General features: G+C 40.5%; 11 protein-coding genes. 8 read left to right on the top strand and 3 right to left on the bottom strand.

Annotation, left to right across the window (positions count from 1 at the left end; genetic code table 11):
* Positions 1 to 138 precede the first annotated feature (138 nt).
* The 3 genes from NU887_RS07750 to NU887_RS07740 are packed head-to-tail and all read right to left on the bottom strand — an operon-like array spanning position 139 to position 4,580.
* Complete coding sequence (locus NU887_RS07750) at positions 139 to 1,308, bottom strand: THUMP domain-containing class I SAM-dependent RNA methyltransferase (protein ID WP_258422802.1); 1,170 nt, start codon at positions 1,306 to 1,308, stop codon at positions 139 to 141.
* A gap of 48 nt (positions 1,309 to 1,356) precedes the next feature.
* On the bottom strand, positions 1,357 to 2,190 hold the full coding sequence (locus tag NU887_RS07745; protein ID WP_258422801.1) for a DUF4249 family protein: 834 nt from the start codon (positions 2,188 to 2,190) through the stop codon (positions 1,357 to 1,359).
* A complete protein-coding gene (locus tag NU887_RS07740; RefSeq protein ID WP_258422800.1) occupies positions 2,190 to 4,580 on the bottom strand; it encodes a TonB-dependent receptor in 2,391 nt (796 codons plus the stop codon). Before NU887_RS07740 ends, NU887_RS07745 begins: the two co-directional genes overlap by 1 nt.
* A 109-nt stretch (positions 4,581 to 4,689) precedes the next feature.
* Here NU887_RS07740 and NU887_RS07735 point away from each other — a divergent pair, with 109 nt between their 5' ends.
* The 8 genes from NU887_RS07735 (at position 4,690) to NU887_RS07700 (ending at position 12,308) form a co-directional block, all read left to right on the top strand.
* Entirely contained in the window at positions 4,690 to 5,655 is a 966-nt protein-coding gene (locus tag NU887_RS07735; protein ID WP_258422799.1) for a vWA domain-containing protein, read from the top strand.
* Positions 5,656 to 5,670: 15 nt separating this feature from the next.
* A complete protein-coding gene (locus NU887_RS07730) occupies positions 5,671 to 6,513 on the top strand; it encodes a hypothetical protein (protein WP_258422798.1) in 843 nt (280 codons plus the stop codon).
* A 194-nt stretch (positions 6,514 to 6,707) separates the two neighbouring features.
* A complete protein-coding gene (locus tag NU887_RS07725) occupies positions 6,708 to 7,886 on the top strand; it encodes an acetyl-CoA C-acyltransferase (protein ID WP_258422797.1) in 1,179 nt (392 codons plus the stop codon).
* Between the two features lie 71 nt (positions 7,887 to 7,957).
* Entirely contained in the window at positions 7,958 to 9,103 is a 1,146-nt protein-coding gene (locus tag NU887_RS07720; protein WP_258422796.1) for a toxin-antitoxin system YwqK family antitoxin, read from the top strand.
* An 83-nt stretch (positions 9,104 to 9,186) separates the two neighbouring features.
* The gene (locus tag NU887_RS07715) at positions 9,187 to 10,122 is read left to right on the top strand and encodes a phosphoribosylaminoimidazolesuccinocarboxamide synthase (RefSeq protein WP_258422795.1); all 936 of its coding nucleotides are present in this window, start codon (positions 9,187 to 9,189) and stop codon (positions 10,120 to 10,122) included.
* A gap of 48 nt (positions 10,123 to 10,170) precedes the next feature.
* Positions 10,171 to 10,551, top strand: a complete 381-nt coding sequence (locus NU887_RS07710) for an STAS domain-containing protein (RefSeq protein ID WP_258422794.1) — start codon at positions 10,171 to 10,173, stop codon at positions 10,549 to 10,551.
* 2 nt (positions 10,552 to 10,553) lie between these two features.
* Positions 10,554 to 11,468, top strand: a complete 915-nt coding sequence (locus tag NU887_RS07705; protein ID WP_258422793.1) for a ribonuclease Z — start codon at positions 10,554 to 10,556, stop codon at positions 11,466 to 11,468.
* 33 nt (positions 11,469 to 11,501) lie between these two features.
* The gene (locus NU887_RS07700; RefSeq protein WP_258422792.1) at positions 11,502 to 12,308 is read left to right on the top strand and encodes a queuosine precursor transporter; all 807 of its coding nucleotides are present in this window, start codon (positions 11,502 to 11,504) and stop codon (positions 12,306 to 12,308) included.
* Positions 12,309 to 12,427 lie beyond the last annotated feature (119 nt).

The following is a 12,427-nucleotide window of genomic DNA, read 5'->3' as shown; positions in this document are numbered from 1 at the left end:
TGTTAGAAGGTGTTTTACCAACTATTTTTGACCATTAGATCTTTTTTGTTTTTATACATTTTTGCTCCTCACCAGACATATCTATTTAAAATATAGCCTGATGCCGTGAATCAACCTCTGTGGTCTGGGAAATGATAACTAATCAACTTTCTCTCTCGTCCCTTTATACAATTCAAATTTTAAAAGCCGACAATCTATTGTTCCATTATAGAATTCAATTCTTCTGGCAGCCCGAAGGCCAACTTTTTTGCCAAGCGCAACATTACCAGTAAAAATAAATCCAGTATAACCAGGGCATCTTTGCTTCATAAAATCCCCCATTCTTTTATAAGTTAATCCAAGGTCTTCTTCCTCTCCCAGTCTTTCGCCATATTCAGGGTTAAAAAACACAACGCCGGAATCAGACTCAGGAACTGTCGTTTCCTCAAAATCTCCAACCTCAAATTCAATCAAATCCTCCACTCCTGCGGTACTTGCATTTTCCTTGCTGAAAAGGATCGCCTGCTCACTAATATCACTTGCAATGATCTTTAGGCCGGGAACTTCAATGATTTCTGCCTTGAGTTTTTCTTTTTCTGACTGATAAAAATCCTCATCATAACCTTTGATATGCATAAAAGCATAATGGTCTCTCAACAAACCAGGAAACCTATTTGTAGCCATCATCGCTGCTTCTATTGCCAAAGTTCCCGATCCACACATCGGGTTGACAAAGGGACTATTTTTGTCCCAATCCGTAGCAAGGATAGTAGCTGAAGCCAAAGCTTCCAACATGGGTGCTTTTCCGGGAATTTTCCTGTATCCATGTTTTGCCAAAGTTTCCCCTGAGGTATTGATATAAAGATTGGCTTGGGTTTCTTTCCAAAAAAGCTGAAAAACAGCACCTTCCAATGCCGAACCGGAATCGGGTCTGATTCCTGTTTTTTCTCTGAAGCGGTCTACTATGGCATCTTTGATCCTTACATTGACAAAAAGCGGATTATCCACACTACCGTTATCTACATGCGAAATGACAGAAAAATAAGAGGATTCGGATATATAATCTTCCCAAGGCAAAGCCTTTATCCTTCTGTAAATATCGTCTGCATCATGAAGGTAAAAGGACCTGATTTCATACAAAACATGACTTGCAGTCCGCAAATGGAGGTTCAAAAAAATACAGTCCGACAGAGAGGCCTCCAATTCAATAGCTGTTCTTTCGGTTTTTTTCGGCTTAAAGCCCAAATCCATCAATTCTTTTTCAAGATAAGATGAAAACCTATCCTTGCAGGTGACTACCACTTTTCCTTTCAATCCAAAATCTATCATAGCCACAAAGGTAAAAATATTCTCCTAACTGAATCTAAAAGCTAAAAATCAAGGCTGATCATCAGGAATCAATACAGTTTCAATAAGTACAGGACTTGTCATAAAATAGCCCAGCACTGGTCCATCCCCATTTTCCTGTCTGATGTTGGATTGGGGATTTTGTGGAGGAGGAGAAAAAAGTCCGCCATCATTAAATAAAAGGCTCACAAATTGGTTTAGATAATCAAAAGCACTTTGGTTTAGACGGAAAAGCTCAAGACGTATCTTATCATTTGCCTTGAATGGAAATCCTGAAAGTTCAAAACCATCATCCAATATGGCCGTTCCAAAAGAATCATCAAACAATAAATAGTCAAACCTGCTGTTTTTCAAAGTGTCATTTTCTACAATCCTGATTCTGTAATTATTGTTTTCGGTAAATGGAATTTTACCATAGACTGTCAGGTAGTATCCCTCGTCCCTAAAAAGTCTTTCATCTTTGAATTCAACCACGACACTGTCCAAAACAGGAGGAGGAAGAATGGTCCCATTGGAAAGATATACTTTGTCTTCAATCCTTACGCTCAATTCATACCGTTGTCCAACTATCCCCCTCAATCCATTCTGGGCAAGGTATTTTTTGTTTGCCGGAGAATAAAAGAAAATCACTACCCCACCGGAATCTATGTTGCGGATACTCACATCTGCATTTTCGACGACCTCATTATCCCCTTCCTGATAGTAATCCTTAGAAAGGGTGATCTTCACTTGGTTGATAGCACTGTTGTCTGTCCAGATTGCCTCTATGACCGGGATCGGTTCAAGGGTATCCAAATCCAAAACGACTTCCTCCTGACAGGAAGAAAACAGAATCAAGGCAAAAATTACGATTAGGTATTTCATCAGAATTTGAAATTATAAGTCAATGCAGGCAAAAACGTAAAAAGATAAGTCATCACCACACCCGGTCTTTGGGAAACAATCTCCCCTCCATCCTCCGGATCGAAATTGATATCATCATTATAAATATCCGTAAACTGGAATGTAAATGGGTTTTTTCTTCCGTATAGATTGTATACACTGAAATTCCAACTTCCTCTCCATTTTCTGCCCTTATCCTGATTTCTCCAAGTGATGGATGCATCTACTCGATGATAATCCGGAAACCTGTCCGCATTTCTTTGATCTCCATATACAGGAACCCTTTGCGCATCTACCACATAGGTGCCAACAGGGAAAGTAACAGCCTGACCTGAGGTATAAACAAAAGTCAACCCGGCACTCCATCTATCCGAAAACTCATGGTTCAAAACCAAATTTACATCATGCGGTCTGTCAAACCGGGGATTGTACCAATTGTCACTGCTGATGCCCTCGATTTTTCTCCAGGTCCTGGAGTAAGTGTAGCCAAGCCAACCGGTTGTCTTACCCACATTTTTTCGGATCAAAAACTCCGCACCATAGGCATATCCCACTCCAGAAAGCAATTCGGTTTCGACATTATCGGTAAACAACACACTCGCTCCTTGCCTCAAGTCGATGACATTTCTAAAGTCCTTGTAATAGGTTTCTACCGATACTTCCCAAGTTCCATTGGCTAGGTTTTTAAACAATCCCACCGAAACCTGATCTCCTCTCAAGGGTTCAATATAGGTTCCAGAAGGAACCCATCGGTCTATTGGCAAACCAGCAGAACTGTTTGAGGCTACTTGGACATACTGATGGCTTCTGTTAAATGCTGCTTTCAAAGAAAGATCTTCTGCAAGGAGGTACCTGAAAGAAATCCTTGGTTCCAGCTTTTGAAAAACCTTCATCCTTTCCAACCTTCCAAAAGTCAAGGTATCTGTCACCTCTGCTTCGGGGCTGGGGATTCCATCCGCATATTGATATAGCACTCCCTTGCCAACTTCCTGATAATGGCTTAACCTGACTCCTGCCTCCACGAGTAATTTATTTCCAAATTCTGTGGTACCCGAAACATAGAGATTGTTGAGTAAACCGTTTTTTTGGTTGGTATTGATATCGGTCAGGTTAGATTCAGGGGCGAGTTCCAAATTGATAGGTGAAAAATGATAGAATTGCCCATGGTACCCGGCTTTAATCACTGAGTTATCCCCCAACAACCATGTCCAACCTAGATTTACCCCGCTTTCAGAAAGTGAATTGGTCCAGTTAAATCCATCCTGTGGATCGTCAAAAAGCACCTGATATTGGTACCTGCTGTGGTAGGCGCTTAAGTCAAAGAATTTGGTAGCACTGATATTTCTATTCCAATTGAAAGAAGAAATAAAATTATTCCATCCCAGCCCAAATTGCCCCGAAAGGCCCAAAAAGTCCGAACCATAGTAAGTGGAAAATGAGATTTTATCTTTTTCACCAAGTTTGAAAGTAAACTTTCCGCTGAGGTCATAAAAATACAGCTGGTTATTTCGGATATTTTCATTGTTGGAAAGCCTCAAAAACAAGTCTGCATAAGTTCTTCTTCCAGAAACAATAAAGGAAGATTGATCAGAAAAAAGCGGTCCGTCTATGGTCAGTCTCGAACTGATAGTTCCTATCCCACCCTCACCCCGGATTTTTTGAAAATTCCCTTCCCGCATCGAAACATCAATCACTGAAGATACACGTCCTCCCAATTCTGCAGGAATATTTCCTTTGTAAAATTCAATATCCGACAAAGCATCGGGATTGAATACAGAGAAAAAACCAAAAAAGTGAGACGGATTATAAACAGGGGCCCCATCCAGATTGATCAGGTTTTGATCAGCAGACCCTCCACGAACAAATAAGCCTGTCGTCCCTTCTCCCGCGGTCTGCACCCCTGGCAGAAGTTGTAAACTTCTCAATATATCCACTTCACCAAATAAGGCCGGAATGTTTTTGATCGTCTCAATTGGTACTACCGATTTCCCCATTTCTATTCCTTTGACGTTTTGCTCAGGATTGACGTCTCGGATAATGATCTCTTCAAGAGATAGCTCTTCAGGTTTGAGGTAAAACTTTACTGGTTTTTCCAAATCTTTGGCAGTCAGTATTCTGACAGATTGAGAATATCCGATAAAAGAAACGACAATTTTTGCAGGTAGAGCGATGATTGGCAAGGTAAAATTGCCATTGATATCAGAAACGACACCTTTCTGCGGTTCGGATTCCCAATAAATATTTGCACCCGGCAAGGGTGCATTTTCCTCAACTTCATAAACAGTACCTGAGATAAACGACTGTTCTTGGGAATAAAGTAATGGGTTACCCAAAAATAAAAAAACAATAAAGGTAAGTGTCAAAAACTTCATGCAGAAAATTTGGTTTTCAAGGATAACGGATTTTGGCCTTTAGGTGTTGAAATTTATGTCATTAATTTCTTTTCCTTTTCTTTTCATCAATATTTTATAATTTCAGGGCATGATTTGGGCATACCCTGACACGAGATTGATTTATATATTGGCCGCAGTTTTTGGCTTATTGTATTTGGTATACTTATACCGTTTTTATTTGATCAACAAAAAACTTGTTGTCCAAAAACACAGGCTTTTTCTTAAACTTCTGCTTAGGCTTTCTTATTTCATATTGTTTTTGATCGCCTTGGCAGGGCCATCCATAGGCACTTCCATGAAAGAAATCAAAGAGGAAGGAAAAGACATCTTCATAGCGATAGATCTTTCCCAATCCATGAATGCCACCGATATAGGCCCAAGCAGAATCCAAAGGATAAAATTTGAATTGAAAAACCTGGTCAAGAATTTTTCCGGTGACAGGATCGGATTGATCATCTTCAGTTCGGAAGCATTTATCCAATGTCCGCTGACCTTCGACCAAAACGTCCTTCAACTCCATCTCGACGGATTGAATACAGGATTGGTCCCAAACCAAGGTACAGACATCTCTGCTCCTTTGAATATGGCATTGAATAAATTTGACTTGGAAGAATCTGCCGAAGCCAATTCAAAATCAATCATCCTGATCTCGGACGGGGAAGATTTCGGGGAAGATTTTCAGGACATCACCTCACAATTGAGTGATAAGGGAATCAAAGTATTTTCATTAGGAGTCGGAACAAGTCAAGGAAGCAATATTCCCAAAGGAAGTGGAAAAATCATAGATCCCAATACCAACCTACCGGCCATCAGCCGATTGGAATCCGACAACCTCAAATTGATCGCTTCACAAACAAATGGCTCCTATTTTGAACTCAGTGATGATGTACAAGAAATACCAAACCTAATCTCTGCTTTGGAAAGACAGGAAGCTACTGTAACCGGGTCCAGGATGGTAGAAGCTTCCGCCAATAAGTATTTTTATTTTCTGTTAATTGCATTGGGCTTAGGGCTTCTTGACCTGATGTTGCCATTTAAAACCATCAAATTGTAAAAACGTGTAACAAACATGATGACTTCAATACGTGTTTTCTTTTTATCGATTCTGATGATCACTTCTAATTGGAATGAAGTGGGAAAGAGAAATGCTGCCATCAAAGCTGCGACAAAAAGCTATGAAGAAACAGACTATGAAGCCTCCATCACCAACCACCTCAGACTTGTCAGTGAATATAACCTGACAACACCCAATGTCACCTATGATCTTGCACTGAGTCAACATTACGGCGGACAATTGGAACAGGCGGGGCTCACCTATCAAAGCCTTTACCAATCCCCCGATAAAAACATCGCTTCATTTGCTTACAACCAAAACGGAGTCATACTAGGTGGGGAAAAGAAATATGATGAGGCCCTCGAAGCATTCAAAATGTCTCTGATCAATAACCCAACTAATGAATCCGCGAGGTACAATTATGAATTGCTAAGCAGGTGGTTAGAAAAAAATCCTGAGCAACAAGAACAGCAGCAGCAGGACCAACAGGATAAAGAAGATCAGGAAAAACAAGAGGAACAGGATAAGCAGGATCAGAAATCAGAAGAAAAGAAAGACGGTGAAGGGGAAGAAGAAACTAAAGAGGATGAAGCATCCGAATCCCAGAAAAAAGAAGATAAAGAAGGAGAAAAATCTCAGGAAGAAAAGGATTCTGAAGAAGCAAGTGACATAGAAAGCGACCTTAGCGACAGAGAAAAAGCTTTGGAAAAGGTCAAAGAAAAACTTCAGGAAATGAATCTTTCTCCGGAACAAGCTGCTCAAATCCTTGAAGCAATGAATGCAGCTGAACTCCGATATATCCAACAGAATAAGAAAAAACCTACCAAAAAACCACAAAGAGGACTGCCGGAATGGTAGGGGGAGGTTTAGAAGTTAGAAGTAGGAAGTAAAAAGGCAGAAAGTAAGTTGTGAAGTAATAAGTGTAAAGTGGAACCTTTCAATTCTCGGTTCTCTATTCTCGGTTCTTGGCTCTCACATCTAGTCTCCCGCTTCTCGGCTCTCATGTATCATATCTCACGTCTCTTATCTCATATCTAAAAATATAAACCCAAATGAAAGAAGTCTATATCGTATCCGCAGTAAGAACTCCGCTTGGAAGTTTTGGCGGAAAGCTTTCCGGGTTGACTGCCGTAGAACTCGGAAGTATCGCCATCAAAGGTGCTTTGCAAAAAGCAGGAGTAAATCCAAGCGAAGTACAGGAAGTCATGATGGGGAATGTGATTTCTGCCAATCTCGGACAAGCACCTGCACGTCAGGCCGCTATCGGAGCAGGACTTGGTTACAATGTTCCTTGTACGACAGTAAATAAGGTCTGCGCTTCAGGAATGAAAGCAGTGATGTTTGCAGCACAATCTATCATGACAGGTCAAAACGACCTTGTGGTAGCAGGTGGTATGGAAAGCATGTCCAATGTCCCATACTATATTCCAAAAGGAAGATTCGGTTACAAATACGGCAATGCCGAACTGGTAGACGGATTGGTCAAAGACGGTTTGTTTGAAGCTTATTATAAATTCCCGATGGGTAACTGTGCAGATAATACCGCCAAGGAAATGAATATCAGCAGGGAAGAACAAGATACTTATGCCATCCAATCATACACACGCTCGGCTGATGCATGGAAATCAGGGGCATTCAAAGACGAGGTCATCCCTGTGGAAATCGCCGGAAGAAAAGGAGAAACAATCCTGATAGAGGAAGATGAGGAATTCAAAAATGTCATGTTTGACAAAATTCCCACGCTGAGACCTGTATTTGAAAAAGACGGTACAGTAACCGCTGCCAATGCCTCCACCATGAATGACGGTGCTTCGGCATTGGTTTTGGCTAGCAAAGAAAAAGTCGAGGAACTTGGACTCACACCCATCGCCAAAATAAGAGGTTTTGCAGATGCTGCACAAGATCCGCTTTGGTTTACCACCGCACCGGCTTTGGCTATCCCAAAAGCCATCAAAAATGCAGGGTTGTCTGCTGAGGAAATTGATTATTATGAAATCAACGAGGCATTTGCCGCTGTGGCTATCGCAAACCAGCGTGAGCTTAACCTCAACAATGACAAGCTGAACGTATTTGGCGGAGCTGTTTCTTTGGGACATCCGCTTGGCGCTTCGGGTGCCAGGATCATTACGACACTTTGTTCCGTGTTAGATCAAAAGAATGGAAAAATCGGCGTCGCAGGTATCTGCAACGGCGGAGGTGGCGCTTCGGCCATCGTCATCGAAAAACTCTGATTGAATTGGGGATAAAGGAAATCTACTTTTATCCCCGTATTTTTTTACCTAATTAACCCCAAAAATTCCTGATGAAATCACCCACTCATTCAATGTATTTTAATCAAAATCAAGGGGCTTGGAAAAAAACCGCCCTGACCTTACTATTTGGAATTGGGATTTTAGCACCGTTATTTTCTCAGGAGTTGGTGAAAGTATACTACGATGAAGATAAAAAATTACTGAAGGAAGAATATTTCACCGTTGGTGGTGTACCACAGGGAAATTTCAAACTCTACCTCGCAACAGGGGAATTGGCGCAGACAGGCCATCTTAAAGATGGCAAGAAAGAAGGTTTGTTTATTGATTGGTATCCAGAGACCGGAGACACGCTCCGAAAAGTCAATTATGTCAATGACAAAAAGCAGGGTAAATCGATCAATTACTTTCCTTCCGGCAAGGTATCTCAGGAATTAACTTATGTGGACAATAAAATAGAGGGGGAAATCACCTCTTACTTTGAGGAAGGAACAGTCAAGCAGAAATCTTTCTTTAAAAATGACAAACCAAATGGTTGGACTTTGGTATATAGCGAGGAATTGCCCGGAGCAATTTCTGAAAAAATATTATTCAACGAAGGTGTCATCGAAATAAGGGAGAATTATTACGAGGAACAGCTTACAAACCGGTCTACTTATAAAGACGGAAAGCTGAATGGTCTACAATTTACTTATTATCCAGAGGAAAAAATTTCCTCACAAATCAATTACAAAAACGGTATACAGGAAGGTGAAGCTATTTTTTATTTTGAAAACGGCCAGGTAGCCAAAAAGGGAAGCTACAAAAAGGGCATTCCTACAGGCAAGTTTGAAAGTTTTTACGAAAGCGGAAAAACAGAAAAAGTTGTCAGCTATAAAAATGGGAACATCACCGGAAAAGCTATCAGCTATTTTGAAAATGGAAAAACCTCCGAAATCAGCAACTTCAATGGATACGGACAAATTGTCCAAATCCTAGGGTATCATGAAAACGGCCAAAAAGAAAGGGTCATCAACTTCAAAAATGGACTGGAGGAAGGGGAAGTCCTAATTTTCCATCCCAATGGAAATCTTAAAGAATCTATTTACTATAGGTTGGGAAAACCACACGGTATCCAAAAAATATTTGATGAAAGTGGCAACCTGATTTCTGAAAGGTTATTCAAAGAGGGAAAACCTGTCGACCCGCCAACAAAATAAAAATAGGAAAAAACTGATAATTAATCCTTCACAAATCCCCAAAACAGCCATCTTTTTCTAATTTTGCCAAATAGATCAAACCTATGAAAACAGCCATAAAAGAAACCCATTTCAATTTCCCAAATCAAGTGGGTTTTTACAAAGGTAAAGTAAGGGACGTGTATATTTTTGAGGATAAGTTAGCCGTAGTCGCAACAGACAGGATATCTGCATTCGATGTGGTTTTACCTAAACCCATCCCATTTAAAGGGCAGGTTTTGAATCAAATTGCAGCCCGGTTTCTGAAAGCAACGGCTGATTTGGTCCCAAATTGGGTAACAGCCACACCACATCCCTATGTGACAATCGGCAAAAAATGCGAGCCTTTCAAAGTTGAAATGGTCATCAGGGGATACCTTGCCGGCCATGCTGCAAGAGAGTACAAAGCCGGAAAAAGAAGCATCTGCGGTGTTTCCCTTCCGGAAGGATTGGCAGAAAATGACAGACTTCCACATCCTATAATCACCCCTACGACAAAAGCTTCCGAAGGTCACGATGAAGACATTTCCAAAGAAGCTATCCTCGCGCAAGGGATTGTAAGCCGGGAGGATTATGAAGTGTTGGAAAAATACACCCATGCCCTATTTGCAAAAGGACGCGAAATGGCCAAAGAAATGGGGCTTATTCTAGTAGATACCAAATATGAATTTGGGAAATATGGGGATCAAATCCTTCTGATAGATGAAATTCATACCCCGGATTCTTCAAGGTATTTCTATGCGGACAAATACGACGAATACCAAAATGCAGGCTTGGCCCAAAAGCAACTTTCCAAGGAATTTGTAAGACAGTGGCTGATAGCAAATGGTTTTCAGGGAAAAGAAGGCCAATCAGTTCCGGAAATGAAGGATGAATTCATTGAAGAAATCTCCAACAGGTACATCGAACTCTATGAAAATATTATTGGTGAACCATTTGTTAAATCTGCTTATACAGATTTGGAAGGAAGTATAGAAAAAGCCATATTGGAAAATATTTAATTCACAAAACCGTCCTATTTTGAGGGACAACATTCAAAAACGATTGCTATGAAGTATTCAGTTGATAAAAAAGAACAATACGTAATTTTTACCCCAATGGAAGAAAAGCTGGACTCAGCACTTTCTCCAAAACTCAAGTCTGAACTTTTGACAGTTCAGGCTGAAGGTTATAACAACTTGGTCATTGACATGAGTAATGTGAAATACGCTGATTCAAGCGGATTGAGTGCTCTTTTGGTAGGCAACAGGGAATTTGGCCGCAATGGTGGGATTTTCATCATTTCTTCTCCCCAGGACCATGTCATGAAATTAATTAAACTTTCCATGCTCGATAAGGTTTTTATCATTGTGGACACCATTGAAGAAGCTGCCGAAGCTATCTTTATCCATGAAATTGAAGGTAAAGAACAAGAAGAAGAGGAAGATTAATTTTGGAATTTGAAGTCACCATCCTCGGATCCAATTCCGCCATTCCTGCCCACGGAAGAAACCAGACATCACAACTGGTATCCGTGGGCAATTCTTTTTTATTGATCGATTGTGGGGAAGGAACTCAGATCCAACTCCGTAAATTCAAGCTAAAATTTGGAAGGATAGACTTCATACTGATTTCTCACCTTCACGGCGATCATTTTTATGGCCTGATGGGTTTGATTTCAAGCTTCCATCTGGTAAAAAGGGAAAGACTATTGACCATCTTTGGACCAAGTGGACTGGATGAGATCATCACCACTCAGCTTAAGCATACCAATACCAAACTGAGTTTCCCCTTACGTTTTGTTCCTACTCAGGCTGAAGGAAAAAACCTGATCCTGGAAGAACCCATGTTCAGGGTTTTCACTTTTCCCTTACAACACAGAATTCCCTGTACTGGATTTTTGATCGAAGAAAAGCCCGGACTTCGAAACATGATCAAGGAGAAATTGGTAAAAACCAAAATGCCTGTAGAAGCCATTGTCTCTTTACGTGAAGGAAATGATGTGTTAGACTCCGACGGCAAAGTCATATACAGAGTAGAAGAATATACTTATCCTCCAAAACAATCCAAAAAATATGGCTATTGTTCTGATACCATCTTTGACCTGAGTTTGGTAGATTATATCAAAGGCGTCGATTTATTGTACCACGAGGCTACCTTTGGTGATGACGAGACAGAAAGAGCGGGTACAACTTTTCACAGTACATCGCGACAGGCAGCCAACATTGCAAAGGAAGCAGAGGTTGATAAATTGCTTCTGGGACATTACTCCTCGAGGTACAAGGACCTTATCCCAATCCTGAATCAGGCCAAAGAAGTTTTTGAAAATAGTTTCCTTAGTGAAGAAGGAATAACTTATTCAATCTGACCCTAATCCCAACTGAAAAATCACCACAACTTTATGGGAAGTATAACCGAACAAAAGTCTTTTCAATCCAAGAAAACAAACTTATTCATCATCCTTAGCGGTCTTTTCCTCACCAATGCAATTTTAGCAGAAATAATCGGTGTCAAAATATTCTCAGGAGAGCAGACATTGGGAATTGAGCCTGTAGGTTGGAAAATCTTTGGGGATTATATCCTTGACTTCAACCTGACTGCGGGAGCGGTGATATGGCCGGTCGTATTTATCACTTCCGACATTATCAATGAATATTTTGGAAAGAAAGGGGTCAGAAAAATCAGCTTTATCACTGCATTTTTCATTGCTTACATTTTCTTGGTCATTTCAGTAGTAACCGTTCTCCCTCCTGCAGCCTTTTGGCTTGAGGTCAACACCCCGGATGCAGATGGCAATGCTTTCAACATCAACAATGCATTCAACATGATTTTCAGACAAGGCTTGGGAATTATTTTGGGCTCACTGACTGCATTTTTGTTGGGGCAGTTGATTGATGTGTATGTTTTCCAGAAACTGAGAAAAATCACCGGTTCAAAAATGATTTGGCTCAGGGCCACCGGATCTACGCTAGTGTCTCAACTGATCGACTCTTTTGTTGTCTTGGGAATTGCTTTTTATGTTTTTGGAAACTGGAGTTGGGCACAAGTGGCCTCAGTTGCCATTATCAATTATGTCTATAAATTCAGTGTAGCCATCCTGCTTACTCCCCTACTCTATTTGGGACATTATTTGATTGATCGGTACTTGGGTAAAGAAGTTGCTGAAGTCATGACCAAAGAAGCTGCCAATGACACTTCGTTTTTATAGCCTTGGTTAAAAATTTAGCCATAGGAATTCCGTAAGGGTCATTTAATAAAAATCAAATCAACTGATTTTGGATTGGTTTTAAGTTTTTGGATATATTTTTTAAGATAGTTTGATTATAT

It is taken from the genome of Aquiflexum gelatinilyticum, from assembly GCF_024741135.1.
Classification (GTDB): domain Bacteria; phylum Bacteroidota; class Bacteroidia; order Cytophagales; family Cyclobacteriaceae; genus Cognataquiflexum; species Cognataquiflexum gelatinilyticum.
The sequence above is the reverse complement of the archived record's forward strand: the minus strand, read 5'-3'. Positions and strand labels throughout refer to the sequence as shown.